Here is a 26,819-nt window from a genome sequence, read left to right on the forward strand (position 1 = left end):
GTATCGAACGCCAGCGGCGAAGGTCGACGCAGGGCGTCGCCCTTCCTCTCGTCTCTCGCAGGCAATCTATCGCGGCGGGGGGGGGCTACCTCAGCCCATCCACCGATTCACATTCCCGTGACCACCGGCTCCCCGGCCTTCTGCCAGCCGATGATGCCGCCGCCGAAATGCGTGCTCACGTCGCGGCGGCCGAAGAGGCGGGCCTGCTCCATGGCGGTCACCGAGCGCTTGCCGGAGCGGCAATAGACCACCACCTTCTGGCCCTCGGCCGGAGCCGGAATCTTGCCGGGATCGAAGGCGGACAGCGGCACGAAGAGCGCGCCGTCGATATGGCCCTGGGCGTATTCGTCCGCCTCGCGCACATCGACCAGAATGATCGACTTGTCGGCGATGCCGCTCTTCAAATCCTCTAGGCTGATCTCGCTATACCACTCGGCCATTTCGTTCTTCCCAAAATCTCTGCGCGGCGTCGCGCGCTTTCGCCACAGCCGCAAAGGCGCGGGCGGCGGCTTGAAGCGTCGCGCGGGCGCGTTAGGTGGCAAGCCCTCGGGGGCGTTGTTTCCGCCATTTGACACAGGAGCTCCACAAATGTCCAGGAATGCATCGCTCGCGCTCGCGGCCGTAGTCGCGCTCGCCGCCGTCGCGGCCTCGCCCGCTTTCGCCGAAGTGCAGATGTTCAAGGGCGATCTCTCCGGCGGCGCGGAAAATCCGCCGAGCGCGAGCAAGGGCGTCGGCTCCATCGCCGTGACGCTGGATCCCAAGACACGGAAAATCAGCTGGAAAGGCTATTATGTCGGCCTCGAGGGCCAGGAGCTGAAGGCGCATTTCCACGGTCCCGCCAAGGCCGGCGAGAAAGCCGCGCCGGTGCTGCCGGTCGAGGCCGTGGAGGAGACCTTCCAGGGCTCGGCGACGCTCGACGCCAAGCAGGTCAAGCAGCTCGAGGACGGCCAGTGGTATTTCAACATCCACTCGGCCAAGCATCCCGAGGGCGAACTGCGCGGGCAGCTGAATCGCGTGCGGTGACGCCCTGCCCTATTGCGGATTCTCGAGGCTGAAGGTCTGCGCGCCTTCGTCATAGGCGAAAATCTCGCCATAGCGGCCCCAGGTGGTGACGCTCTTCAGCGTCATCTCCGCATAATCCTCGCTCATGTAATCCTCGAGCTCCTCGCGGAAGCGGGTGGCCGGCGCGTAATGCGACGGCCGCTCGTCCAGCACGCGGCGGATGCGCTGCGCCAGCGGCACATAGGCGAGCAGATGGTCGCCGAACAGCTTCTTGCGCTGGTCGACGTCCATCTCCGCGAAGCGCTTGCCGGCCGTCGTCAGCTTTATGTCGCCCTCGGCGAGCTCGGCGAAGCGCAAGAGCTGCAGCGTTTCGGCGACGGGGAAGAGATCGTCGATCTCGAGCTGCAGGCTGTCGGCGAGCGCGGGGAGATCGGCCTTGCCGTCATAGGGCGGCGCGGCGACCTCCTCGATCATGCCGGCGAGCGTGTTGGTGGAGACCGTCGGCAGCGCCATGCCGAGGCCGAGGCCGGGGAAAGCCCCTTCGCGCGCCTTGGCCGCCTCGGCGCGACGCGTCATCAGCGCATAGATCTGGTCCACGAGCTGGCGGAACTCGGGATCGAGCCGATTGCGCGGATGCGCCAGCGTCACACGAATTTCTGCGGCGATGCGGCCCGGATTGGAGGAGAGCACGACGATGCGGTCGCACATCAGCACCGCCTCCTCGATGTTGTGCGTCACCATCAGAATGGATTTGATCGGCATGCGCCCTTCGACCCACAGATCGAGGAGATCGGTGCGCAAGGTCTCGGCGGTCAGCACGTCGAGCGCCGAGAAGGGCTCGTCCATCAGCAGAATATTGGGCGCGACGACGAGCGCGCGGGCGAAGCCGACGCGCTGGCGCATGCCGCCGGAGATTTCCTTCGGATACGCATTCTCGAAGCCGTCGAGGCCGATGATGTCGATCGCCTTCAGCGCGCGGCGGCGGGCGTCCGCCTCGCGCACGCCTTTGGCGCGCAGGCCGAGCTCCACATTGGCGAGCACGGAGAGCCAGGGAAACAGAGCGAAGCTCTGAAACACCATGGCGACGCCGTCGACCGGGCCGACCACTTTCTCGCCGCGATAGAAAAGTTCGCCGCCGGTCGGCCGCGCGAGGCCGGAGACGATGCGCAGCAGCGAGGATTTCCCGCAGCCCGAGCGCCCGAGCAGACCGACGATCTCGCCATCGTCGAGCCGCAGCGAGATATCGTCGAGCACCACCGGCCCCTTCTCGCCGGACGAGCGGCCATAGGCCTGGAAGACATTGCGGAGCTCGAGCAGAGGCGCTTTCGTCGCGGACATGGCGGAACCCTTCAGGAGAGGCGCAGGCGCCGTTCGACGAAGCCGAACAATTGGCGCCAGAAGAGACGGTTGAACAATATGACGACGACGCTCATCAGCGAGACGCCGAGCACGATCTTCGGATAGTCGCCGGCCGCCGTCGCCGCGGCGATATAAGCGCCTATGCCCTGCGCCTCGATCGTGTCCTCGCCCCATTTCACATATTCGGCGACGATGGAGGCGTTCCACGAGCCGCCCGAGGCGGTGAGCGCGCCGGTCACGTAATAAGGGAAGATCGCCGGCAGAATGACGTTCTTCCACCAGGCGAAGCCGCGAATGCCGAAATTGGCGGAGACCTCGCGCAGATCGTTGGGGAAGGCCGAGGCGCCGGCGATGACGTTGAACAATATGTACCATTGCGTGCCGAAAATAATCAGCAGCGACAGCCATATGTCGGGATCGAGCCGGAAGGTGAGAATGCCGATGACGGCGATGGGAAACAGAACATTGGCCGGAAAGGCCGCCAGAAATTGCGCCAGCGGCTGGATTTTCTCGGCGATGCGCGGACGCAGGCCCACCCACACGCCGATCGGCACCCAGATCAGCGTGGCGAGCGCGATCAGCACGATGACGCGGATCATCGTGTAGAAGGTGAGCAGCAGCGCGTGACGGAACTCCTCGAGGCTCACCGCGCTGCGCACGAATTCGAGCACGAGATAGAGCGAGTAGACGAACACCGCGCCGATCGCCGCGAACCAGACGATATCGAGGACGATGGCCGCGCGGCGGCTCTGCGGCAGGGGCGGCGCGGCGAAAGGCAAGGTCAGCTTCCACAGCGAGACGCGGCGGAGCAGCGAGGCCGGCCAGGCCGCGGCGACGCGCAGCCAGCGCGTGCGCACGAAGAGATCGCGCACCCAGCTCTCGGCCTCGTCCTGCGAGGCGGAAAGCTCGACGCGAAACTTGCCCGAGAAGGCGACGATCGGCCGGAACAGCAGCTGGTCATAGGCGAGAATGATGAGCGCCACCGCGATCACCGCCGCCGCCACGCAATCGACCCGCTTGCTCTCTATGGCGAGCGCCAGATAGGAGCCGACGCCCGGCAGGCGCACATTCACGTCGCCGACGGTGATCGCCTCCGAGGCGACGACGAAGAACCAGCCGCCGGACATGGACATCATCATGTTCCAGATGAGACCCGGCATGGCGAAGGGCGCCTCGAGCTGCCAGAATTTCTGCCAGGACGTGAGGCCGAAGCTCTTGGCCACCTCGTCGAGATCGCGCGGCACGGTGCGCAGCGACTGGTGGAAGGAGAAGGCCATGTTCCAGGCCTGGCTGGTGAAGATGGCGAAGATCGCCGCGCCCTCGGCGCCGAGCGTCGAGCCGGGAAAGAGGCCGAGGAAGAAGGTGACGGTGAAGGACAGAAAGCCGAGCACCGGCACCGATTGCAGCACATCGAGCAGCGGCACCAGAATCATCTCGGCGCGGCGGCTCTTGGCGGCGAGCGTGGCGTAGACGAGCGTGAAGAGTAGCGAGAAGCCGATCGCCGCGAACATGCGCAGCGTGGTGCGCAGCCCGTAATAAGGCAGCGCCGAGTAATCGAGCGACAATTGCGCCGTCTCCGGCGCCTCGAGCGGCAGCGCCATGCCGCGCCAGCCGAAGGCGGCCAGCGCGAAGACGCCGAGGACGAGCGCCAGAGCGACGAAATCCCACAGATTGGGCAGAGCGCGGCGGCCGAGCGAGGTGAGCGCGACGAAACTATTGAGCATGAACGACCGGCTTTCGGCGAAGCGAGGCGCAGAGGCGGCCGGAGGCGTGGCCCCGGCGGGAGAGCATGTCGCACAGCAGAATACCGCCGTCACCTCCCCGACTGTGGGAATCGAGCGGCCCAAAGCTATGCGCCGCCGTCCAATGGCCAAGCCATATGACAATCGCGTGTCGGCGGCGGGCGGGAGCGCCGAAATGCGGCCGCGGACCGGCTCAGAAACGATATGGAAATGATTTCCGCCGTTCAGCGCGTCCCGAGGGGCGCGGCGCGGGAGTCGCGCCTGGCCTCGCCCTTGGGCAGCGAGCCGGTCGGCGCGGGATCGATGCGCGCGTCGAGCCGGTCGAGCCGCTGCTCGAGCCGCTCCAGCCGCGAGGCGCCCGTGTCGCGCGCCGTCTCCAGCGCGCGCAGCCGCGCGCCGGCGCGCACTGCCTCCTCGTCATGGCGAATCGACTCGATCAGCGCCCGCGTCGCCCGCGCCTCATCCAGCAAGCGGGCGATCTCGCGACGCTGCTCGAGCCCGAAGGAGACCTCCGGCTTCCAGTCGAGCGCCTTGGCGAGAGTCTGGCCGTCTATGCTCTGCGCGGCCTGCAGCGCATTTTTGACGCCGGTGCGCGAGCCCAGAAAAAAGCCGGCCGCCGCGCCCGCGCCGATGGAGGCGACGATGACGCCGAGAAGCCGAAAGAATCGGAGGCCATTGGACCGCGAGTGTGGCGTCGCCGCCGTCGACATGAGAGACCTCCTGAGCGACGCCGAGGCGATGTCTCAGTGGTCCGAGTGTCCGCGCCCATGGTTAACGGCGAGTTAACGCACGAACGGCCGCCGGCGCGCGACGCGACCGGCGGCCGAGAGACGATTGAAGATCGCTTTAGGAGAGCGCCGCGTCAGCGCGCGCCGTGCTTCATGGCGCGATGCGGAATGTCGCTATAGGGCGCTATGCCATGGCCGCCGATCGAGGAGCGGCCCTGGCTGGAGGAGGAGGAGCGGCCCTGGATCGCCGAGCGCCCCTGCTGGCCGCTCTGGCCGGCGACGCGGGCCTTACCGGAGGCATATTTGCCGGCGGCGGCGCCATATTTGGAATTTTTCGACCAGCTTCCGCCGGAGGCGGCGGAGCGGCCCTTCGTCGCCTTGGAGGAGGCGCGCGCGCCCGAATAGTCCTGGTAACGAGCCTTGGCGATATCTGAGGCCGCGCCGGCGGCGAGCGCCGGAGCCGCCGAGGGCAACGCCAACGCCGGAGCCGTCATCGCCGGTAGAGAGATGGCCAGCAATCCGAGCGCGACCGCGCCCATCGTCAGATTCGTGAGGTTCATTTGCACACTCCCGTATCGCGAGCTCTGCTCCAGAGACCGCGGCGGCCCCCCAGGGCGTCACAACGTGCGGGACGCGGGTCGGTTCCCTCGGTCTCTCGGCACGCTCCGCCGCGCTGGAGCCCGCCCGAAGGGGCGGCGGAGCGCAAGATTGCAAGTGGAGGCGACGCTACCTATAGTCCGCGCCAATTCCGGCCGCGATCGTCAGGAAAGAGCCGGAGCCCCGCAAAGCCCAAGGGAAGCCCCAAATCATGCTGGAAGGCCTGCGCATCGCCTCGCAACATCGGATCGGCCGCATCATCCTCGGGCTCGTCATGGGCTTTATCGCGCTGAGCTTCGCGGTGTGGGGCATTGGCGACGTGTTCCGCGGCTTCACCTCCACGCGCCTCGCCAAGGTCGGCTCGGGCGAGATTTCGGTCGAGGCCTATCGCAGCGCCTATCAGAACGAGCTGCGCCGCCTGCAGCAGCGCGCCCGCCGCGCCATCACCAATGAGGAGGCCCGCCGCTTCGGCCTCGATCAGCAGGTGCTGCAGCGCATGATCACCGACCTCTCCCTCGACCAGAAGACGAAGGCCCTCGGCCTCGCCATCTCTGAGGACGAGACCTTGCGCCTCACCCGCGACGAGAATGTCTTCAAGGGTCCGACCGGCAAATTCGACTCCGACCGCTTCAAGCAGCTCATTCGCGACGCCGGCTACACGGAGCGCAGCTTCCTCCTCGAGCAGAAGGGCAGCTATCTGCGCAAGGCGCTGACCGATTCCATCGTGACGGGCCTGGAGCCGCCGCGCCTCGTGCTGGAGACGCTGCATCGCTTCCGCAACGAGATCCGCGAGGTCGACTATTTCCTGCTCCCCGCCTCCGCCGTCGGCGAGGTCGCCAAGCCGAGCGAGGAGGAGCTGAAGAAATATTTCGCCGATCGCGAGCAGAGCTTCCGCGCCCGCGAATATCGCAAGCTCGCGCTCCTCACCGTGACGCCGGCCTCGCTCGCCGAGCCGCAGAAGGTCGCCGAGGCCGATGTCCGCAAGCTCTATGACGAGGTGAAGGCCAAGCGCTACGGCACGGCCGAGAAACGCCATTTGCGCCAGATTCTCTTCGCCTCCAAGGAGGAAGCCGAGAAGGCGCTGGAGCGGCTGAAGGGCGGCCTCTCCTTCGACGCGCTGGCCGGCGAGCGCAAGCTCTCGCAAAAGGACATAGACCTCGGCCTGCTCGAGGCGCACGACCTCGGCGACAAGCAGATCGCCGACAAGGTCTTCGCCTCGCGCGAGCCGGGCTTCGTCGGCCCCATTCAGACTGCCTTCGGCGCGGCGATCCTGCAGGTCGAGAAGATCATCCCCAGCGTCTTCACCCGCGGCTATGAGGAGGCCGCCGACGAGCTGCGCCGCGAGATCGCGCAGGAGCGCTCGGCGCCGTCCGTGCGCAAGCTGCATGACGCGATCGAGGATCAGCGCACCGGCGGCAAGACGCTGGCCGAGGCCGCCAAGGCGGCCGGCCTCGAGGTCGCGACGATAGAGGCGGTGGACTCCACCGGCCTCGATCCCGCCGGCAAGAATGTTCCCGCCCTCTTCGGCTCCGAGGATCTGCTGAAGGCGGTGTTCGCCTCCGACGTCGGCGTCGACAACGACACTGTGCCGACGCGCGACGGCGGCTATGTCTGGTTCGAGATCGCCAAGGTGGAGCCGGCGCGCCAGCGCAGCTTCGACGAGGTGAAGGAAGCCGTCGAGACCGCTCTGCGCGGCGAGAAGCAGCAGAAGGCGCTGACCGAGCGCGCCGAGGCGCTGACCGCGGAGCTGCGCGGCGGCAAGGCGATAGAGGACGTCGCCAAGGGCGCCGGCGCCGAGGTCCGCCATGTGAGCGATGTGAAGCGCGCGCCGCATCCCGAGCTGTCGACCGCGGCCATCGTCGCCATTTTCGACGCGCCGCCCAAGGGCGCCGGCTCCGCCGCGGTCGATGGCGGACGCCTCGTCTTCGAGGTGAAGGGCGCGTCGACGCCGGCCTATGATCCCGCCTCCATCGAGGCCAAGGCGGCGATCGACCAGCTGCGGCCGGCCTTCACCAATGATATTCTCGAGCAATATATCGGCGCGCTCGAGAAGGTCTTCAACGTCTCGATCAACGAGCGCGCGTTGCAGGCGGCGACCGGCGGAGCGGAACAAAACCAGTGAGCGCATTGTCGGAACCGTCGTTCGACGAATTCGCCGCCGCCTATGAGGCGGGCCGCGCGTCGCTGGCGGCGACGCGGCTCGTCGCCGACCTCGAGACGCCGGTCGCGGCCTATCTGAAGCTGACGCGCGCGCGGACGGCCAATGTCTTCCTGCTGGAATCGGTGGAGGGCGGCGCCGCGCGCGGACGCTATTCGATGATCGGGCTCGATCCCGACATCGTCTTCCGCATCCATGGCGAGACGGCCGAGATCAACCGCCGCGCGCTGCGCGACGCGAATGCTTTCGAGCCCTGCGCGAAGCCGCCGCTCGACGCGCTGCGCGAGCTGCTCGCCGAATCCGCGATCGACGAGGTCGCGCATCTGCCGCCCATGGCGGCGGGCGTGTTCGGCTATCTCGGCTATGACACTGTGCGGCTGATGGAGCGCCTCGCCCCGGCCAAGGACGACAAGATCGGCGTGCCCGACGCGATATTGCTGCGGCCGACCGTCATGGTCGTCTTCGACAATGTGCGCGACGAGATCATCGTGGTGACGCCCGCGCGCCCGGCCGCCGGCGTTTCCGCAAAGGCCGCCTATGAGGCGGCGCTCGCGCGACTCGACGCCGTGGTCGCGACATTGGAGGCGCCGCTCGAGCAGCGCGAGGCCGAGGCCGATCCGCATCTTCTCGCCGAGGAGCCGGTCTCCAACACCGCGCCCGGACGTTTCCTGGAAATGGTCGAGCGCGCCAAGGATTACATTCGCGCCGGCGATATTTTCCAGGTCGTGCTGTCGCAACGCTTCACCGCGCCTTTCGCTTTGCCCGCCTTCGCGCTCTATCGCGCGTTGCGCCGCGTCAATCCGGCGCCCTTTCTCTGCTTTCTCAATTTCGGCGATTTCCAGATCGTCTGCTCCTCGCCGGAAATTCTGGTGCGCGTCGCCGAAGGCAAGGTGACGATCCGCCCCATCGCCGGCACGCGCTGGCGCAGCGCCGTGAAGGCGGAGGACGAGCGCCTCGCCGCCGAGCTTCTCGCCGATGAGAAAGAACGCGCCGAGCATTTGATGCTGCTCGATCTCGGACGCAATGACGTCGGCCGCGTCGCCGCGACGGGAAGCGTGCGGGTGACGGACAGCTTCACCATCGAGCGCTACAGCCATGTGATGCATATCGTCTCCAATGTGGAAGGCGCGCTCGATCCCGCACGCGACTGCATAGACGCGCTCGCCGCCGGCTTTCCGGCCGGCACGGTCTCCGGCGCGCCGAAAGTCCGCGCCATGGAGATCATCGACGAATTGGAGACCGACAAGCGCGGCATCTATGGCGGCTGCATCGGCTATTTCGGCGCCGGCGGGCAGATGGACACTTGCATCGTGCTGCGCACGGCGATCGTGAAAGATGGAAAGATGCATGTGCAGGCGGGCGCCGGCGTCGTCTATGACAGCGACCCCGATTACGAGCATCGCGAGACGGTGAACAAGTCCAAGGCGCTGTTCCGCGCCGCGGAGGAAGCCGTGCGCTTCGCGACGCGCGCGCGGCGCGGGCAGTAGAGCCGGAGCGAAAGAGGCGGCGCGTGACCGAGCATACGCTCTATGAGGAGGCGGACGACCCTCACCGGCCGATCCGCCTCGGCGACGCCGGCGCGGCGGGGCAGTCGGCGCGCTGGGGCCATATGCTCACGCTGTTCATGCGCGTCATGGCGCTGTTCTGGCTGCTGCAGGGCGTGATGCAATGGGTCATCGTGCTTACCGCGAGCAAGCCCATATTCGACGAGACGCCGACCAACGCCGCCATCGCCGTCGTGTTCTTCGCCGTGCTCGATCTCGTCGCCGGCGTCGGGCTCTGGCTGGCGACGCCCTGGGGCGGCGTGCTGTGGCTGCTCATCGCCGGCGCGCAAATCTTCGTGACCTTGAGCGTGCCGGGATTTTTCGCCGGCGGCTATTGGCTCATCGCCCTCGATCTCGCGCTCATCGGCCTCTATTTCTTCCTCACCTTCGAGGCCGGCCGCGATTATGAGGCGCAGCGCCTGCGCGAGAAGCGCCGCCGGCGGCGCGGTCCCGAGACCGAGGCCGCGGACGGCCGCTTCAGCCGCCTGCAACGTCAGGCGCGCGCGCTTCTCGCCCGGTTCGGCCAGTAAGCGCGCGGCGCACGTCCGCGATACGGCTAATACAATTCTAACGACTTGATTCACCACCCATTTACCGCATCGACGGTAGTGGAGGTAAACGACGGATTCAGGCTGTTGTTTAAAGCGGTCTTCATTCGCGGCGGATAGGTTCTGGTCCATCGAGACACGGACCGGACTTTCCAATATCCGGCGCAATAAACGAGACGGAGCTTGTTCATGAATACGGCGTCGAAGACCGAGGCGGCGCAGGTCCGCTCAGAGAAGATCAACGAAATTCGTCCGATCTATCTCGAATCCCTCACGCTGGTGGAGCGTCTGCATCGCCGCCTGCTCGATGTCATCAAGGACGAGTTCGACCGCCGCAATCGCGGCGACGTCAATTCCGTGCAGGCGCTGCTGCTCTACAATATCGGCGACAAGGAGCTCACCGCGAGCGAGCTGCGCACGCGCGGCTATTATCTCGGCTCCAACGTCTCCTACAATGTCAAGAAGCTCGTCGAGATGGGCTACCTCCACCACGCCCGCTCGCGCGTCGATCGCCGCTCCGTGCGCATCAGCCTCACGCCCAAGGGCAAGGAGGTTCATGATATCGTCGCAGCCCTCTACGAGAAGCATGCGACCACGGTGGAGCAGATCGGCGGCGTCTCCACCGCCGAGTTCCGCACCGTCAACACCGCGCTGACGCGCCTCGAGCGCTTCTGGACGGATCAGATTCGCTATCGCCTCTGACGCTTCCTCCGAGACTTTCTCCGCTCCACTCGGGCGATCTTCGCTTCACGCGTCGATCGCCCTTTTTCTTAGTCGCCTATCGCGGATTTTTGGCGGAATGGCGCGGATTTCTGCTATGAGAAACGCTCGCGGACGTTACGTCGATAGAGAGGCCTCTTCCATGCGCTGGTCGCTCACGCTCGGCTCGTTCAAGGGCACGGCCGTCCGCATTCACATCACTTTTCTGCTGCTGCTCGCCTGGATCGGCTTTTCCGCCTATCGCAGCGGCGGCGCGCAGGCGGCGCGCGACAGCGTGATCTTCATCACGCTCATTTTCGCCTGCGTCGTGCTGCATGAGTTCGGCCATATTCTGATGGCGCGGCGCTTCGGCATTCTCTCGACCGAGGTCACGCTGCTGCCGATCGGCGGCGTCGCCAATCTCGACCATATGCCGGAAAAGCCCTCTCAAGAGCTGCTGGTCGCGCTCGCCGGGCCGATGGTGAACATCGTCATCGCCACAGTCCTGTTCGTCGCGCTCGGCGCCTTCCAGCCGGAGACGCTGGCGCAGCTCGACGATCCGCATCTCAACGTCCTCGCGCGTCTCGCCGCCGCAAATCTGTTTCTGGCGCTGTTCAACATGATCCCGGCCTTCCCCATGGACGGCGGCCGCGTGCTGCGCGCCGCGCTCGCAATGTGGCTGCCGCGCGGAAAGGCGACGCGCATCGCCGCCTCCATCGGCCAAGGCTTCGCCTTCGCGCTCGGCTTCTTGGGGCTGTTCGGCAATCCCATGCTCGTCTTCATCGCCATTTTCGTCTACATCGCCGCCAGCGGCGAGGCGCAGATGACGGTCGCGAGCGAGGCCGCGCGCGGCCTCACCGTCGCCGACGCCATGGAGACCCGCATCGCCGCTATTGCCTGGGGCGCCGATCTCGGCGAGGCGGTCGAGACTCTGCTCGCGACCTCGCAGGACCAGTTTCCGGTGGTCGCGGGGGATGGCCGCTTCATGGGTCTGCTCGACCGCTCGGACATAATCGAGGCGCTGAAGGCCGACGACCGCAGCGCGCCGATCGCCCCCCATGTGCAGCGCGACGCCCCCACCGTGAGCGTGGCCGCGCCGCTGGACGAAACGATCGAGAAATTCGCCGGCGCCTCGGCCATGGGCGTGCTGGGCGCCGATGGCGCGCTGGTCGGCCTGCTGACGCGCCAGAGCATCGGCGAGATCATGCTGATCGCCAATCTGCGGCCGGATTGGCGGCTGGGCCGGCGCGGCTGAACCACGAGAGGCGCCGTCCTGGCCGGGCTTGTCCCGGCCATCCACGCCAAGCCATTGCGAAAGCAAAGGAAAGCGCCAGCCATCGACGGATTTTCGTTCGACAGGCGCGCGGCGGGAGCTTCAGCTTCACGCCGAGCGTCCGAAACGCCTCGGCGCGGTGGCGTGGATGGCCGGGACAAGCCCGGCCAAGACGACGCGGGGGCGAGGAGGATGTAAGCCCTCGACGGAGAGGCGCGCAGCGGCGCGAATGAATTGACTTGAGCGGCCGAAGAGCCGAAAAAATCGAGCCGCGGTGGGAGAGCAAGCCCACGCCGCCGAGAACCGGACCCAAGCGCGAATGACAAAAGTCACGCTCATCGACAATTACGACAGCTTCACCTTCAACCTCGTGCATTATTTCGGCTCGCTCGGGGCCGAGGTGACGGTCAAGCGAAACGATGCGGTCTCGGTCGCCGAAGTGCTCGCCGCCGGCCCGGAGGCCATCGTGCTCTCGCCCGGCCCCTGCACGCCCAAGGAGGCGGGCATCTGCCTCGATCTCATCGCCGCGGCCTGGGCGACGATTCCGATTTTCGGCGTCTGCCTCGGCCATCAATCCATCGGCCTGTCCTTCGGCGGCGATGTGATCCGCGCGCCCCTGCCCGTGCACGGCAAGATGGCGACGATCCTGCACAAGGGCGAGACGATCTTCCGCGGCATAGAGGGGCCGTTCCAGGCGACGCGCTATCACTCTCTGATCGTCGCGCGCGAGACCTTGCCCTCCTGCCTGCGCGTCACCGCCGAGACGCCGGACGGGCTCATCATGGGCCTCTCGCATGAGAGCGCGCCCGTGCATGGCGTGCAATTTCACCCCGAGAGCATCACCTCGGAGCATGGGCACAAGATTTTGCGCAATTTCCTCGATCTCGCGCAGGAATGGAACGCGACGCGACGCCCCGCCAAAGTCGCGTGAATCGCTGCGAGCCCGAAGGCTCGCGGTCCAGAGCCCGCCTTGGACCGCGAGCCTTGGGGCTCGCATCCTTCAACCGAGATTTTCGGCCGTGACCGACCTCAAGCCCTATCTCGCATCCCTCGCCGCCGGCGCGACGCTCTCCCGGCAGGAGGCGCGCGCGGCGATCTCCACTGTGCTCGAAGGCGGCGCGACGCCAGCGCAGCTCGGCGCCTTTCTGATGGGCCTGCGCCAGCGCGGCGAGACGGTGGACGAAATCATCGGCGCGGCGGAGGCCATGCGCGCGGCGATGGCGCCGGTCGCGGGCGCAACAGATGCGATCGACATTGTCGGAACCGGCGGCGACGGCGCCGGAACCTATAATGTCTCCACACTGGCGGCGATCATCGTGGCCGGCTGCGGCGTGCGCGTCGCCAAGCATGGCGGAAGGGCCGCCTCCTCGCGCTCCGGCGCCAGCGACGTTCTGGCGGAGCTCGGCGTCAAGGTCGGCGGCGCGCCCGAGCACGCCGAATTTTGCCTCGCGGAAACAGGCATTTGCTTCATGGCGGCGGCGACGCATCACCCGGCCATGCGCCATGCCGCGCCGGTGCGCGGAGAGCTCGGCCTGCGCACGATCTTCAATCTGCTCGGCCCGCTGTGCAATCCAGCGCGGGTGGAGAAGCAGCTGCTCGGCGTCTCCTCGCGCGCGCTGCTGGAGCCGCTGGCGCGCGTGCTGGCGGAGCTGGGCGCAAAGCGCGTCTGGCTCGTCCATGGCGAGGACGGGCTCGACGAATTGACGACGACCGCGCCCTCTCATGTCGTCGCGCTCGAGGACGGCGCCGTCCGAAGCTTCACGGTGACGCCGGAGGAAGCAGGCTTGACGCGCGCTGAGCCGCAGGCGCTCGTCGGCGGCGATCCCGCCCATAACGCCCGCGCCCTGCGGGCCGTGCTCGCGGGGACGCGCGACGCCTATCGCGACATCGCCGCGCTCAACGCTGCGGCGGCGCTGGTGGTGGCGGGAGCGGCGGCCGATCTTCGCGAGGGCGCGAATCTCGCCGCTCGGGCGCTGGACAGCGGCGCCGCGCAGGCCAAGCTCGAGGCGCTCATTCGCGTCTCCAATGCGTGAGCGCGCCGCGCCAGCTGGAAATGCTTCGTGTCCTTCGTGTGTTCGTGGTAGAAAAGCTGTGCAAGGCGCGAAGGACCGTGAGCGGCATGACCGACATTCTGAGCAAGATCGAAGCCTATAAGCGAACGGAGATCGCCGAGGCCAAAGTGCGCATGCCGCTGGCGACGCTCGAGCGCAATGTGCGCGATCATGATCCGCCGCGCGGCTTCGTCCATGCGATCGAGGCCAAGCTCGCCGAGGGACGCATCGCGCTGATCGCCGAAATCAAGAAGGCGAGCCCGTCCAAAGGCGTGCTGCGCCATGATTTCGATCCGCCGGCGCTGGCGCGCGCCTATGAGGCCGGCGGCGCCGCCTGTCTCTCGGTGCTGACCGACGGCCCCTCTTTCCAGGGCAAGCTCGAGGATCTCGAGGCCGCGCGCAAGGCCGCCAATCTGCCGGCGATTCGCAAGGATTTCCTCTACGACCCCTATCAGGTCTTCGAGGCGCGCGCCCATGGCGCCGATTGCATTTTGATCATCATGGCCGCCGTGTCCGACGAGGAGGCCCTGCGCCTCAACACAACGGCGCATGATCTGCGCATGGATGTTCTCGTCGAGGTCCACAATGAGGAGGAGCTCGACCGCGCGCTGGCGCTGGAGACGCGGCTCATCGGCGTGAACAATCGCAATCTGCATACGTTCGACGTCACGCTGGAGACGACCGAGCGGCTCGTCGAGCGCATCCCCAAGGACAGGATCATCGTCGCCGAGAGCGGCATTGCGAGCCATGAGGATTGCCTGCGGCTCGAGAAGGCCGGCGTCTTCACCTTCCTCGTCGGAGAGAGCCTCGTTCGCAAGGACGATGTGACGACGGCGACGCGCGAGCTGCTGCATGGCTCGGTCAAGGGCGATCACAGGCGGGCGCGCGCATAGACATGGGCTCGCTGACGCATCTCTCGAACAAGGGCGAAGCGCATATCGTCGACGTCTCCGACAAGGCGGAGACGAAACGCGTCGCCATCGCCCGCGGCGAGATCGTGATGGACGCCGCGACGCTCGCTCTCGCGGTCGAGGGGCAGGCGAAGAAGGGCGATGTGTTCGGCGTCGCCCGCGTCGCCGGCATTATGGCGGCGAAGAAGACTCATGAGCTGATCCCGCTCTGCCATCCTCTGCCCGTCACCAAGATCGCGGTCGATCTCGAGCCGGACGCCGATCTCCCCGGCGTGCGCGCGACGGCGGAGGTCTCCGTCACGGGCAAGACCGGCGTGGAAATGGAGGCGCTGACCGCGGTCGGCGTCGCTCTATTGACGATCTACGACATGCTGAAGGCCGTCGATCGCGGCATGCGCATCGAGGGAATCGAGCTGGTCGAGAAACGCGGCGGACGCTCCGGCGAATGGCGTCGCGACGAAATGGACAAGAATGGCTGACGACAAATTGCTGTCCGTGGACGAAGCTCTCGCCCGCGTGCTCGCCGGCGCGACGCGCCTCGCGGGCGAGGAGGAGGCTCCGCTCTTCAAAGCCCTCGGCCGCACATTGGCGAGGGACCTCGTCTCGCGCCGCACGCAGCCGCCGGTCGCGGTCTCCGCCATGGACGGCTATGCGCTGCGCGCCGCCGATCTCGCAGCGCCCGGCGCGCGGCTGAAGCTCGTCGGCGAGAGCGCCGCCGGCCATGGCTATGGCGCCGCGCTCGGCGCCGGCGAGACGGCGCGCATCTTCACCGGCGCGCCCGTGCCCGAGGGCGCCGATACGATCCTGCTGCAGGAGGACGCGACGGTGGACGCGGCCGGAATCGGCGCCGCCTCCCCGCCTCCGCCCGGCCGCCATATTCGCGAGCGCGGGCTCGATTTTCGCGAGGGCGACCCCGCCCTCTTCGCCGGAACGCGCATCGGCCCCAGCGAGCTGGCGCTCGCCGCCGCCATCAATCATCCGCTGCTTCCCGTCGCGCGGCGCCCGCGCGTGGCGCTGATCGCCTCGGGCGACGAGCTGGTTCCGCCCGGCGCCGAGCCGGGCCCGGCGCAGATCATCGCCTGCAACGGCTATGCGGTGGCGGCCATCGCCGAAGCCGCCGGCGCCGAGGTCGTCGATCTCGGCATTTTCCGCGATGATATCGCCGAGCTGGAAAAAGCCCTCGAGCAGGCGCGCGCGGCCAAGGCCGATATTGTGGTGACGCTTGGCGGCGCCTCGGTCGGCGATCACGATCTCTTGCGGCCGGCCCTCGCCCGCCAGGGCATGGCGCTCGACTTTTGGCGCATCGCCATGCGGCCGGGCAAGCCGCTGATCCATGGAACGCTGGGCGAGGCGCGCATATTGGGCCTGCCGGGCAATCCGGTGGCGGCTTTCGTCTGCGCGCTGGTCTTCCTCGGCCCGCTCATTCGCGCGCTGCAAGGCGATCCGCGCGCGGGGTCGGACGAGACCGAGGCCGCCGTCGCCGGCGCGCCGCTGAAGCCCAACAAGGGCCGCCGCGACTATATGCGCGCGACGCTGTCGCGCGACGCCGAGGGCCGGCTCGTCGCCACGCCGCAAGCCTTGCAGGATTCCTCGCTGCTGACAGAGCTGGCGCGCTCGCAGGCGCTGCTCATCCGCGAGGCGGGAGACGGCGCTGTGGCGGCGGGCGGCCCCTGCCGGATTTTGCGCCTGCCGGGAGCTTTCGTCTCCTGAGACGCGCGGACCTGAAATCCCCTCATGCCGAGGAGGCGCCACAGGCGCCGCCTCGAGGCGCGAGGGGCTCGAGAAGGCGGAACCCAATGGCTCCGCGCGCTTCGAGACGGCCGCCTCGCGGGCACCTCGGCATGAGGGAGGGTCGGCGGCTATGTGAAGGGGCGTCTACAGCCCAGTCTTTTACTGTCATTCGCTCGTCGCCGATCTCGCGCAGGCGATAGTCCGTGGATGGCAGGCCGATTTTCCTGCTACAATCGAATCGTCATCGTCAGCAGCAATTGCGGGAAATTTCTTTTGGGAGCCGATTGGAAACCTCCGGTCGAGTTAGCGCAGCCAATCCCACGGGCGGTGAAAAAGAGCCCGTTTTATATCGCTATGCTTCGTATGCAGATGTTGATCTGCTTCGGAGTAGCGATCGGAATGCCCGGGACCACCGCGTATGCGAAGTGGCAAGCCTATCTTCTGCAAACACGCGGCCTTTCGGCCAAGGGGCATGTGATAGGAGTTTTAGACCACACCAAGCGACGAAATAGATTACATTCGCTGTCTTATGAGTTTCAGATCGCGCCGGGCAAAACCGTGCAAGGTTCGGATGATGTCGATCAGAATTATTTTGATCAATTGTCCACTGGATCGCTCGTCGAAATCATCTACGACCCGCAAAAGCCCGAGCGCTCGGCCATTCGTTATCCGGGAATAGAAGAAATTTTCGTCGTCTATCGTTCTTTCGAATTTACCCTTCCGATAGCCATCGGCGCTCTTGCCGTTTACGGCGCGACCGTCTGGCTGTGGCGACGTCAATATACGCGTGAGGCGCGGCTGCTGAGGAACGGCGAAGCGGTTCCAGCAATCGTTACGAACGTTCGACGGCGGTCATTCAATGGCTCTTACTGGATTATTTTCGATTATCGCCTGCGAGACGACGGCCCCAATCATCCGGTAAGGAAGTATAGGATCGGCTCCCGCACTGCGTCTGAGCTGGAAGACTATGCTCGCTCGGCGACAGACCAACCTGTCGCACTGGTCGACCCCCTCAACCACAGCCGCAGCCAGTTGTATGTGCGGGGATATGGCATCGCGACGCTGGTCTGAAGTCCTGTTCGATTGCGAGCCTCGGGCTCGCAATCGTCGATCGGGCGCGCGCGACCAGCCTTGCAGCAAAATCGGACGCGCCGAGGTCGCACGCCCCGAAAAGCCGGGACATGAGCGGAACATCGCCGTCCATTCCCCTTGTCGCAATGTCTCGGCGCCTCGCCCGCCACGAGCGCGGCCGGGACGCCGGACGCGATATCCCGCCGCCGGCGCCGCCCTTCGGATTTTCTTCGCTTTTCCACTGCCTTTCGCGGTAAAAACAACACTCTCGAATCGAGCCCTGCCCGAGGAGCCCAAACCCGCATGACCGACACCGAAGACGGAGCCGCCACGCCGCCCGAATATGGCGCGGATTCCATCAAGGTGCTGCGCGGCCTCGACGCCGTCCGCAAGCGCCCGGGCATGTATATCGGCGACACCGATGACGGCACCGGCCTGCATCACATGGTCTATGAGGTCGTCGACAACGCCATCGACGAAGCGCTCGCCGGCCACGCCACTCTCGTCACCGTGACGCTGAACGCCGACGGCTCCTGCACCGTCACCGACAATGGCCGCGGCGTGCCGACCGGCATTCACAAGGAGGAAGGCGTCTCGGCGGCCGAGGTCATCATGACCCAGCTGCACGCCGGCGGCAAATTCGATCAGAACTCCTACAAGGTCTCGGGCGGCCTGCACGGCGTCGGCGTCTCTGTCGTCAACGCGCTGTCCGTTTGGCTGAAGCTGCGCATCTGGCAGGAGGGACGCGAGCATTTCATGGAATTCGCCAATGGCGATTCCGTCGCGCCGCTCGCTGTCGTCGGCAAAGCGCCGATCGAGGACGGCAAGCCCAAGCGCGGAACGGAAGTCACCTTCCTGCCATCGCTCGAGACGTTCAAGACCGTCGTCGAATTCGATTATGCGACCATAGAGCATCGCCTGCGCGAGCTCGCCTTTCTGAACTCCGGCGTGCGCATCGTGCTCACCGACGCGCGCCATGCGGAGCAAAAGCGCGAGGAGCTCTATTACGAGGGCGGGCTCGAGGCCTTCGTGCGTTATCTCGATCGCGCCAAGTCGGCGCTGATCGGCGCGCCGATCCTCATCCACGGCCAGCGCGAGCACATCAATGTCGAAGTCGCGCTGTGGTGGAACGATTCCTATCACGAGAATATTCTGGCCTTCACCAACAACATCCCGCAGCGCGACGGCGGCACGCATCTCGCGGGCTTTCGCGCCGCGCTGACGCGGCAGATCACCGGCTATTCCGAGCGTTCCGGCCTCACCAAGCGCGAGAAGGTCGATCTGACCGGCGACGATTGCCGCGAAGGCCTCACCTGCGTCGTCTCGGTGAAGGTGCCGGACCCGAAATTCTCCTCGCAGACGAAGGACAAGCTGGTCTCGTCCGAAGTGCGTCCGGCGGTCGAGAATGTCGTCAATGAGCTGCTCGACCAATGGCTCGAGGAGCATCCGCAAGAGGCGAAGAGCGTCGTCTCCAAGGTCTGCGAGGCCGCGGCCGCGCGCGAGGCGGCGCGCAAGGCGCGCGAGCTGACGCGGCGCAAAGGCGCGCTCGACGTCGCCAATCTACCCGGCAAGCTCGCCGATTGCCAGGAGCGCGATCCGGCGAAAGCCGAGCTCTTCATCGTCGAGGGCGATTCCGCCGGCGGCACGGCCAAGCAGGGCCGCAATCGCGAGTTTCAAGCCGTGCTTCCATTGCGCGGCAAAATCTTGAATGTGGAGCGCGCGCGCTTCGACAAAATGCTGTCGTCCGAGCAGATCGGCACGCTCATCACGGCGCTCGGCACCGGCATCGGCCGCGACGAGTTCAACGCCGACAAGCTGCGCTATCACAAGATCATCATCATGACCGACGCCGACGTCGACGGCGCCCATATTCGCACGCTGATCCTCACCTTCTTCTATCGGCAAATGCCTCAGCTGATCGATCGCGGCCATGTGTTCATCGCGCAGGCGCCGCTCTATAAGGTGACGAAGGGCAAATCGACGCAATATTTGAAGGACGAGCGCGCGCTCGAGGATTATCTCATCGACTCGCTGCTCGACGGCGCCGTGCTTCGCTGCGGCAATGGCGAGGAGCGCGCCGGCAAGGATTTGCGCGCCGCGCTCGAGGATGCGCGTTCGTTCCGCACCATCATGAGCAGCCTGCATTCGCGCTACGACCGCAATGTGGTGGAGCAGGCGACGATGGCGAATGCGCTGCTATCGCCGCCCGACGAAGCGAAAGCGACCGAGGTCGCCGAGCGCCTCAACGCCATAGCGGAGGAGACCGAGCGCGGCTGGACCGGCGAATTGCGCGAGGGCGGCTATGTCTTCCGCCGCACGCTGCGCGGCGTCGCGCAAGCGGTGACGCTGGATGCGGCGCTGCTCGCCTCCAGCGAGGCGCGCAAGCTGCAGGAGCGCGCCGAGAGCCTGCGCGAAATTTTTGCCGGCCCGGCGGCGCTGGCGCGGCGCAGCGACGAGACCGCGCTCTCCGGCCCTCTGGCGCTCTATGACGCAATGGCCGCGCAGGGCCGCAAGGGCCTCACCATCCAACGCTACAAAGGCCTCGGCGAGATGAACGCCGAGCAATTGTGGGAGACGACGCTCGACCGCGAGGTGCGCTCGCTTCTGCAGGTGAAGGTGAAGGAGGCGGCGGAGGCCGAGGATATTTTCGTGAAGCTGATGGGCGACATCGTCGAGCCGCGCCGCGAGTTCATCCAGGAGAACGCGCTGAACGTCGCCAATTTGGACGTGTGATGATCGAAACTGACCGATAATGCAAAAGTCTGACTCTTCAGGGAAGTAGTATGACTCATTTGGCGGAAAACGTCGACTCCCTTTTTTCGCCGGCGTCAAGATGCTCGCAAAGGTTGCGTGGCTGAAGCGTAGGGTTTGGTCGGCTCCGCGAGAAGGCCGCTAGTCGAAGGAGTTTCCTCCACAGCATTTGTCCGCCTGAGATGACCCTTTTTCCACTTCCAAATTGCGAACAAAAGAGCGAGTCTCCATACCGTCGAGGTCTAGCTTTTCATCTATGCGTCGTGTCCTCGGGGAACCGTATCATGTGCTCGAAACGATTGGATTGGCGTAAGCTGCTGAACGACGACCGTCGCAAGCCGCCGAAGGATCCAAATCAGCCTCGAAAGATCGACGAGCACAGGATTGAACTCGAACGCGACTACGATCGCATCCTGTTTTCGACGCCAGTACGCCGACTGGCGGATAAAACGCAGGTCTTTCCTCTCGATCGGAACGATAGCGTTCGGACGCGGCTCACCCATAGCCATGAAGTGGCGAATCTGGCCCGCAGCATCGGGACTGCACTCGTCTACCAGCATGCCAGCGAGCTTGGCGTTCCGGCTGAGTTGCACCCGCACCGTTCCATTCCGTCGCTGCTGGGAGCGATAGGTCTGGCTCACGATTTAGGAAACCCGCCGTTTGGCCATCAAGGCGAGGACGCCATTCGAAGCTGGATCAAAAACAATGGGCGCCGATCTGAGAACGAGGACGGATTCGGAGTGTTCGATGTCGAGGGTTTGGACGAGGTCCACCGAAGGGATTTCCTAGCCTTTGAAGGAAACGCACAGGCTGTCCGTTTATTGACGCGGTTGCAAATCATAGACGACGAATTTGGGTTGAATATGACCTACGCGTTTCTTGCGGCGCTCTTGAAGTATCCAGTTTCATCGAACAATAGAATGGACGGCATACACTGCCGGAAGAAGTTTAATTTCTTCCAGTCGGAAGCTGATATCGTTCACGATGTGTGGGAGCGCACGGGATTAAGAGAAGGAGTTCGGCACCCACTCACGATTATTATGGAGGCATGCGACGATATCGCATACTCTGTCATAGACATAGAAGATGCAGTTAAAAAGAGACTTATATCGGTATACGACGTGGTCGCTTGGCTAAATCATGAGGGAAAAGAGAAAGATGACGAAACAATTTTGAAACTGTGTCGAAAAGCAGAAGATAGGGACAAGGAATATAGGGGTAAAAAAAGAAACGTCCCACTATCATTCGACGAAGTGTGCGATATTTCGATGCAGATGTTTCGAGTCGATGCGATCGCTTCGATGGTCGTCGCCACCACTGAGGCGTTCGTCGCAAATATAGATATGATCCTCTCCGGTCAATTCGAGGGGGAGCTTCTCATGGAGTCCAAGGCATCGACACTGGCCAATGCCCTGAAGCATTTTGCAAAAACCAATGTGTACAAGCATCGGAGCATCCTTGAGATCGAATTGACCGGTCATGGAACGATCCATGCGCTGATGGACCTTTTCTGGTCTGCCATCATCGACAGAACGGATGCGGCAAACATCGACTCCAAGAGAGAGGATCCGTTCTCGAACTATGTTTTTTCACGGATTTCGGAGAACTATCGGCGGGCCGCCAACCTATCTAAGATGCCGATGAGGTATCGCGAACTCCAGCTCATGACCGACATGATTTCGGGCATGACCGACACCTACGCCGTGTCCCTCCTCAAGGACTTGGAGCGCTTCCGTGGCTGACACCATGTCTCGTCCGATCGCCGACATCGACGACCTCAAGGAGCGAGTTCAGCGCTACCTGGACACCTCCAGCCGCGGTATCGAGGCCAAGGAGCTTGCCGAAAGGCTTCGAGAGGTCGGAGACGTCGCCATATTCGGCGGAATGTTGCGGGACTTCGCGCGCGGCTACGAACAGTCGTTCAATTCGGATATCGACTTGGTGGTCGACGCCACTCCCGAGCGGCTCGAATCTTTCCTAGTGGACTATAAGGTTCACCGAAATCGATTCGGCGGCTACCGTCTGCATGGTCGCGACACTCAATTCGACGTGTGGACGTTACACAATACATGGGCGATTCGAGAGGGACTTGTTCAGGCCTGCGGCCTGAACGACCTGATAAATACGACATTCTTCGATTGCGATGCGATAGTCTATATCGTACATTCGAAGGAAATATATTGCCATTCGAATTTCGTCGAAAACATCAACAAAAGAACCGTCGATATTCTTTTGAAGGACAACCCGAATCTTCTGGGCGCGGTCGCTCGGACGCTACGCGCTCTCGTTGAGTGGCGAGCGGAATTGGGTCCAGAACTGACCAAATTTCTCGCGAAGAGTCTCGACGACCATTGTCTTTATGAAATTGAAAAAGCTCAAGTGCGTACCTATGGTCGGGTTGCCGTCGACAAAGACGAGTTGACCTCGCTCAAGATAAAGCTTCGCGATAATGATATCGACTTAGGAAAATTCAAACTTAACTATGTGGACGTCGTAAACGACGATCTGTTTTGAGAGTCTACTCGACCAACTTCGAGATTTGAACACCGCCGGCGGCGCGAAAGCGGTCGACCGGCAAACCCAAGAGCGGGACCACGTCCTGCCCAACGAATCCGAGGGGGCAGGCACAGAGGTCGAGCCATTCGGCGCAGAGGCACAGGGTAGCGATAAGGCAGCCGGCATCACGAAAGAGGAGCGTCTCGGCGTTCTCGTAGGCCGCAGATAGCTTGGCCCAATCTCCAATGAGCCGAAGCGTACAGCCTCTTCGGGCGCCGAGGACAGCGACGACAGCCTCTATATTTTTGGCGTGAACCGCACAGCGGTCGGCGGGGAGCACCATGAATGCGTGCATTGCTGGATCGTAGAGCCTCACGTCGGAGTCGTCATCGAGTATGCACGCGACGCCGACGGTTTGCAGTCCTCCAGAGGAGGGGCTGGCCGACCAGGCTATTGGAAGTCCAGCACGACCTTTGTCGGCAAATCCCCGATAGGCCATGGCGTGCCAGAGCAACTCGGCGACATCGCTCCAAACGACGGGGCCGCGAAGCGCTGAGCGTCGCCCCTGCAATACATCGTGAAATCCGCGATCCGGCCTCGGCTTCGGGCGATCGAGCATCTCGATTTCCCGAACCTCAGGAATGTAAGGCTCCCACCTTAGCGGTGGATCCCGCGGAAAAGGTTCAGTGGGGTTCCCAGCCAAGGGCTTTCCATGTCCGATAATGTTTGACGCACCCCCGGCAGCCTCCGCAGGCGAAATTGCCGATATGGCAGGAATGCGCCCAACCGAGAACCTCACGGGGCACGCAAGACGTGCGTACCAATTCATCCGCCGTCATCGAAATCGCGGGAGCGCTCACCGTCAGTCCACCTTCCTGCATCCCCATCAGGCCGGAGATCCTCTCGATGAATTCCGGGCGCCCATCGGCGTGCTGACCGTCCGTCGCTAGCGCGCCTATCATGAGATCGGTAACGCCCAGTCGCACTGCGGCCATGCCGGCCAGTGTCAGAATGAGTTGGTTTCTGAATGGCCACCATTCGGGAACGGGCGCCAAACTGATGGGCGGAAGGCCTGCCATGTCTCCGGAGCCGAGGGAGGAACAATCGACGCGGACCACTTCGTGGCGAATGCCTATCGCCTCGCAAACAGATCGCCCGGCGGCCTCTTCGGCTGCGGCCGGCTTTTGGCCGTAGTCCACAAAAATGCAGACATCGGGCCTTTTCCACCATGCGATACTGATGGAATCCATGCCGCCGGAAAGAAGTAGACCGTTCATGCGGGGGGCAAGCTCCAAATCGTGCGATAGAGAGCCGTAACGAAATCGTCGACCACATCGCTTCCAGATCCGACAACCATCTTCAGATCCTCGGCGGTCACATTCTGTGCGAAGGCGACCACGGGCAAGCCAAGCTTGCGCGCATAGCCGACTTCGAAAAGCGTGCCGGGATCGCGACCGTTCAGGATCGCGAAGACGACATCCGCCGTCTCCAACCCAGCGAGATCACGAGGCGCCACGAGATCGGCGAGCCCCGGGCCGACATCGTGTATCGGCGAGAACACGTCCGCGCCAAGGTCACGGAGAAGCGTTCTGGTTTCCTCGACCAGCCATCGCTGACCAAGATCGAAGAACGGAGCCGCGAGATAGACCCGCCCAGATCCCGGGGTGACGGGAGGATGATCTCGGCGCATGAGTTCGTCGAAATCAGGTCCCGGCAGCGATCTGGTTTCGCAATAGCACGCGGTGGCTCTGGATGCCGCTTCGGCGGCGATGAACGGATCCAGCCCTTCACAGCCCCAATAGGCCGCAAATGTGGACGAGAAGACGTCACCAGAACCGAGCTTCCACACGAATTTCGTTTTGTAAGCCGGGATGATTCTCGTCTCTTTCTTCGTAACGACCAGTGCGCCTCGTCCACCCATTTTGATGATAACGACCTCGGCCTCACCGGTGTCCAACAGCGAAGCGGCGGCTTCGTCGGGTTTTACCTTCCCGGTCATCGACAGCGCTTCCGACTGGTTCATGACCACGGCCAGACGTTCCGCCGAGGAACCGTTGGCGCCGAAACGCGCTGCGCCGAATGCCGACTGTGGATCGAAAACAGCAATGTCGGCGTGAACTATCGCGTCGCCTTCGAGCATCCCGTATCGCAAAACGACATCGTCGTTCACGGTGATTGGCTCGTGAATATGCATCCGAGTTGGAGGAGGAATAATTTTTGGCGTCGACAACGAGTGCAGGTAGTGGAATGCCACTCCATGGCGCGCGTCGAAGGCGAGCAACTTCGCTTCGCATTCCCCCGCCAAACGCTCCGCCTCCGCATGGTATCGAGGGAAGACGAAGGACGCGAGAGTGAGCTGCCCTTGGACGATATGTGCTACGGCCTGCGCGGCGCGCCCTCCCGACCCCATGACGACATGCCAAGGCGCCTGGATACAGTGCTCGAGGTATATCCCGCCGACGATCGTGAAGTTCCTCGTCACGCCGGGTCCACCAGCACGCTGTAAACACCGCCGGAAATGTGCGTGACGGTCGCCTTATACTTGATGCCCTTATTCTTGATGCAGTCGATCAGTTCAAGATAGCCGACGAAGGTCAGCGATCCCCCCACCGCCCCACTGGAATCCTTGACTACTAAGACAGGGGCACGCCCGGCGTTTTGAATGTCCACCTCTAGGATGGAGCCGACAGCTAACGAGCCGAGAACGCTCGCCTTCGGGCTGTTGATCGGGCCAGAACGGGCAACGAGACAAGGATCAAGACTTCCACCGCTCTTGCCGTTCACCCCGATTGAGCTGGAGTAATCGTCACGATCACCACCGGTTCCCGTCATGCAATGCTCTCCTGAAATAATGCCTCTCCAAAGAGAGGGAGATCGAGTTGTTTCGAAGGTAGTGAATAATCCAAATGGCGCAAGAGCGGCTTGCTGATTTTTCTCATAGTTGCCCACATTATTGCATCCATGACAGACGCCCGCACGCATGCCGCCATGCAGAAGTCGAGAAACTTCCGCTCAAGCACGAAATAATTCCTCGAAGGATCAGAGTTCCGGCCGAATACGTTCATCATCACGCACGCCCTGACGATGTGAACATCCAATATCGCCACCTCGTCGCTGGCTCGCCGGTTGCGGACGATCCATGACGCTGTCTTCGGACCGATGCCAGGGAGCCGTCGAAGAGCTTCCCGTAACTCGACATCGGACAACGCCGTTTCGTTGATCGCGGAAAGATCTTCCAGCGCCGCAGCTACATACGCGGCCCTCTGCCTAGCGAAGCGATAACGGACGGACCGGCCGTTCACCTCCAACGGTTCGCGAAGGAGATCTTCCAAGCCGCTTCGCGTTAGAGGAATCTCTCTGGCGGAGTCTATTTCCTTCAGAACACGGGCGGCGGCGGCAAGGCCGACTTCTGCGGGAATCCCGTAACCGCCGAGCAGGCAGATCGTCACCTCTTCGACGAGGGAAGATCCGAGACGAAAGTTTCGCGCATCGTCATTGCATGACAGCCAAGCCTGACTGACCCAAAAAGCCGGCGTCAAAGGATGCTCGAAGGCTCCCCACCGGACACCGTCGAGGAGCACGACATCCGGGTCTGGAAGGTCGAGAAATTCGTATTTGCCCGAGAATTCACCGATGACCCGTTGCATGGCGGCGCATCCAATGTATTTTATGTAATTTATAGCCAGCGGATAGGCGAGCGTCAATGGGCCCTCACGACATCGTTGCAGCGGTAGCGGACAGGATGGAAGTCCTGCGTACAACCCAGGCCGCGGTCGCGAAGTCCTGTGGACTGTCGCAGCCGCACCTAAGCAGAGTACTGCAAAACAAGGTTAAAATCGCACGCAAGACGGAACGCCGTCTGAAGGAATGGCTCGAAAGCCATCCGAAGGAAGATGCGGACATCAGCCTCGATATCGTCACGGCGATCGCAGCACGGCTCCCGGAACTGCCGGAAAACAGAAAAATGCAAATTATATATTTATTGAGAGCCGTTCACCGCTTGATGGACGATTGACGGCAAGGAGCACAGTTGTCGAATTCCAGAAGCGGATCACGAGTCCACTTGACTCGTTCACCCTTCGTTCGTTATATCGCACCCATGACCACCGCACCGACCATGCACGAACGCGAAAGCCTCGAACGGGCGCCCGAAGGCGC

26 protein-coding genes are annotated in these 26,819 nt (G+C 63.8%); 16 read left to right on the forward strand and 10 right to left on the reverse strand.

Annotated features, from left to right (window positions below; all coding sequences use genetic code 11):
• Positions 1 to 107: 107 nt before the first annotated feature.
• The gene (locus METLW4_RS0109825) at positions 108 to 440 is read right to left on the reverse strand and encodes a rhodanese-like domain-containing protein (RefSeq protein WP_018266030.1); all 333 of its coding nucleotides are present in this window, start codon (positions 438 to 440) and stop codon (positions 108 to 110) included.
• Between the two features lie 148 nt (positions 441 to 588).
• On the opposite strand from METLW4_RS0109825, the gene METLW4_RS0109830 reads away from it, so the two are divergent.
• Complete coding sequence (locus METLW4_RS0109830; RefSeq protein ID WP_018266031.1) at positions 589 to 1,023, forward strand: CHRD domain-containing protein; 435 nt, start codon at positions 589 to 591, stop codon at positions 1,021 to 1,023.
• Between the two features lie 9 nt (positions 1,024 to 1,032).
• On the opposite strand, the gene METLW4_RS0109835 is transcribed toward METLW4_RS0109830, so the two are convergent.
• The 4 genes from METLW4_RS0109835 to METLW4_RS0109855 all read right to left on the reverse strand — a co-directional run bounded on the left by METLW4_RS0109835 (position 1,033) and on the right by METLW4_RS0109855 (position 5,391).
• Positions 1,033 to 2,340, reverse strand: a complete 1,308-nt coding sequence (locus METLW4_RS0109835) for an ABC transporter ATP-binding protein (RefSeq protein WP_018266032.1) — start codon at positions 2,338 to 2,340, stop codon at positions 1,033 to 1,035.
• An 11-nt stretch (positions 2,341 to 2,351) separates the two neighbouring features.
• The gene (locus METLW4_RS0109840) at positions 2,352 to 4,085 is read right to left on the reverse strand and encodes an ABC transporter permease (RefSeq protein WP_018266033.1); all 1,734 of its coding nucleotides are present in this window, start codon (positions 4,083 to 4,085) and stop codon (positions 2,352 to 2,354) included.
• Positions 4,086 to 4,327: 242 nt separating this feature from the next.
• Positions 4,328 to 4,813: a hypothetical protein gene (locus METLW4_RS0109850; RefSeq protein WP_018266035.1), complete on the reverse strand. Its 486-nt coding sequence runs from the start codon at positions 4,811 to 4,813 to the stop codon at positions 4,328 to 4,330.
• A 152-nt stretch (positions 4,814 to 4,965) separates the two neighbouring features.
• Positions 4,966 to 5,391 carry a hypothetical protein gene (locus METLW4_RS0109855; protein WP_018266036.1) on the reverse strand — a complete coding sequence of 142 codons (426 nt, stop codon included), beginning with the start codon at positions 5,389 to 5,391 and terminating at the stop codon, positions 4,966 to 4,968.
• A 248-nt stretch (positions 5,392 to 5,639) separates the two neighbouring features.
• Between METLW4_RS0109855 and METLW4_RS0109860 the strand changes: the two genes are divergently transcribed.
• The 14 genes from METLW4_RS0109860 (at position 5,640) to METLW4_RS24545 (ending at position 22,679) form a co-directional block, all read left to right on the forward strand.
• Positions 5,640 to 7,550 carry a SurA N-terminal domain-containing protein gene (locus METLW4_RS0109860; RefSeq protein WP_018266037.1) on the forward strand — a complete coding sequence of 637 codons (1,911 nt, stop codon included), beginning with the start codon at positions 5,640 to 5,642 and terminating at the stop codon, positions 7,548 to 7,550.
• Between the two features lie 5 nt (positions 7,551 to 7,555).
• Positions 7,556 to 9,073: an anthranilate synthase component I gene (gene trpE, locus METLW4_RS0109865; protein WP_018266038.1), complete on the forward strand. Its 1,518-nt coding sequence runs from the start codon at positions 7,556 to 7,558 to the stop codon at positions 9,071 to 9,073.
• 23 nt (positions 9,074 to 9,096) lie between these two features.
• A complete protein-coding gene (locus tag METLW4_RS0109870; protein ID WP_018266039.1) occupies positions 9,097 to 9,660 on the forward strand; it encodes a DUF6163 family protein in 564 nt (187 codons plus the stop codon).
• A gap of 207 nt (positions 9,661 to 9,867) precedes the next feature.
• Positions 9,868 to 10,380 carry a transcriptional regulator LdtR gene (ldtR, locus tag METLW4_RS0109875; protein ID WP_018266040.1) on the forward strand — a complete coding sequence of 171 codons (513 nt, stop codon included), beginning with the start codon at positions 9,868 to 9,870 and terminating at the stop codon, positions 10,378 to 10,380.
• A 160-nt stretch (positions 10,381 to 10,540) separates the two neighbouring features.
• Complete coding sequence (locus METLW4_RS0109880; protein WP_018266041.1) at positions 10,541 to 11,632, forward strand: site-2 protease family protein; 1,092 nt, start codon at positions 10,541 to 10,543, stop codon at positions 11,630 to 11,632.
• A 337-nt stretch (positions 11,633 to 11,969) separates the two neighbouring features.
• A complete protein-coding gene (locus METLW4_RS0109885; protein ID WP_018266042.1) occupies positions 11,970 to 12,581 on the forward strand; it encodes an anthranilate synthase component II in 612 nt (203 codons plus the stop codon).
• A gap of 88 nt (positions 12,582 to 12,669) precedes the next feature.
• The gene (gene trpD, locus METLW4_RS0109890; RefSeq protein WP_018266043.1) at positions 12,670 to 13,683 is read left to right on the forward strand and encodes an anthranilate phosphoribosyltransferase; all 1,014 of its coding nucleotides are present in this window, start codon (positions 12,670 to 12,672) and stop codon (positions 13,681 to 13,683) included.
• 86 nt (positions 13,684 to 13,769) lie between these two features.
• Positions 13,770 to 14,594: an indole-3-glycerol phosphate synthase TrpC gene (gene trpC, locus METLW4_RS0109895; protein ID WP_026191400.1), complete on the forward strand. Its 825-nt coding sequence runs from the start codon at positions 13,770 to 13,772 to the stop codon at positions 14,592 to 14,594.
• Between the two features lie 2 nt (positions 14,595 to 14,596).
• The gene (gene moaC / locus METLW4_RS0109900) at positions 14,597 to 15,091 is read left to right on the forward strand and encodes a cyclic pyranopterin monophosphate synthase MoaC (protein WP_018266045.1); all 495 of its coding nucleotides are present in this window, start codon (positions 14,597 to 14,599) and stop codon (positions 15,089 to 15,091) included.
• Positions 15,084 to 16,322, forward strand: coding sequence for a molybdopterin molybdotransferase MoeA (locus METLW4_RS0109905; protein ID WP_018266046.1), 1,239 nt, complete (start codon positions 15,084 to 15,086; stop codon positions 16,320 to 16,322). Before moaC ends, METLW4_RS0109905 begins: the two co-directional genes overlap by 8 nt.
• Positions 16,323 to 16,550: 228 nt before the next feature.
• Positions 16,551 to 17,414, forward strand: a complete 864-nt coding sequence (locus tag METLW4_RS0109910) for a DUF3592 domain-containing protein (RefSeq protein ID WP_083919255.1) — start codon at positions 16,551 to 16,553, stop codon at positions 17,412 to 17,414.
• 303 nt (positions 17,415 to 17,717) lie between these two features.
• Positions 17,718 to 20,147 (forward strand): DNA topoisomerase (ATP-hydrolyzing) subunit B, encoded by a 2,430-nt coding sequence (gene gyrB, locus METLW4_RS0109915; RefSeq protein WP_018266048.1) that lies wholly within the window; start codon positions 17,718 to 17,720, stop codon positions 20,145 to 20,147.
• A gap of 302 nt (positions 20,148 to 20,449) precedes the next feature.
• On the forward strand, positions 20,450 to 21,907 hold the full coding sequence (gene dgt, locus METLW4_RS0109920) for a dGTP triphosphohydrolase (RefSeq protein ID WP_043332550.1): 1,458 nt from the start codon (positions 20,450 to 20,452) through the stop codon (positions 21,905 to 21,907).
• Entirely contained in the window at positions 21,900 to 22,679 is a 780-nt protein-coding gene (locus tag METLW4_RS24545; RefSeq protein ID WP_157235024.1) for a hypothetical protein, read from the forward strand. Before dgt ends, METLW4_RS24545 begins: the two co-directional genes overlap by 8 nt.
• Positions 22,680 to 22,683: 4 nt before the next feature.
• Here the strand turns inward: METLW4_RS24545 and METLW4_RS24550 are convergent, their stop codons facing one another.
• The 5 genes from METLW4_RS24550 to METLW4_RS24555 form a co-directional block, all read right to left on the reverse strand.
• Positions 22,684 to 23,280 carry a hypothetical protein gene (locus METLW4_RS24550; RefSeq protein WP_043331813.1) on the reverse strand — a complete coding sequence of 199 codons (597 nt, stop codon included), beginning with the start codon at positions 23,278 to 23,280 and terminating at the stop codon, positions 22,684 to 22,686.
• Positions 23,281 to 23,344: 64 nt separating this feature from the next.
• The gene (locus METLW4_RS0109935; RefSeq protein ID WP_018266052.1) at positions 23,345 to 23,938 is read right to left on the reverse strand and encodes a 7-cyano-7-deazaguanine synthase; all 594 of its coding nucleotides are present in this window, start codon (positions 23,936 to 23,938) and stop codon (positions 23,345 to 23,347) included.
• Positions 23,935 to 25,143, reverse strand: coding sequence for a PfkB family carbohydrate kinase (locus METLW4_RS0109940; protein ID WP_018266053.1), 1,209 nt, complete (start codon positions 25,141 to 25,143; stop codon positions 23,935 to 23,937). The genes METLW4_RS0109935 and METLW4_RS0109940 overlap by 4 nt, the downstream gene beginning before the upstream one ends.
• Complete coding sequence (locus METLW4_RS0109945; RefSeq protein WP_018266054.1) at positions 25,140 to 25,493, reverse strand: hypothetical protein; 354 nt, start codon at positions 25,491 to 25,493, stop codon at positions 25,140 to 25,142. The genes METLW4_RS0109940 and METLW4_RS0109945 overlap by 4 nt, the downstream gene beginning before the upstream one ends.
• On the reverse strand, positions 25,490 to 26,308 hold the full coding sequence (locus METLW4_RS24555) for an 8-oxoguanine DNA glycosylase (RefSeq protein ID WP_157235026.1): 819 nt from the start codon (positions 26,306 to 26,308) through the stop codon (positions 25,490 to 25,492). Before METLW4_RS24555 ends, METLW4_RS0109945 begins: the two co-directional genes overlap by 4 nt.
• Positions 26,309 to 26,403: 95 nt before the next feature.
• On the opposite strand from METLW4_RS24555, the gene METLW4_RS0109955 reads away from it, so the two are divergent.
• The gene (locus METLW4_RS0109955) at positions 26,404 to 26,676 is read left to right on the forward strand and encodes a hypothetical protein (protein ID WP_198290183.1); all 273 of its coding nucleotides are present in this window, start codon (positions 26,404 to 26,406) and stop codon (positions 26,674 to 26,676) included.
• Positions 26,677 to 26,819 lie beyond the last annotated feature (143 nt).

Origin of the sequence: Methylosinus sp. LW4, assembly GCF_000379125.1 — a bacterium.
Lineage (GTDB): Bacteria > Pseudomonadota > Alphaproteobacteria > Rhizobiales > Beijerinckiaceae > Methylosinus.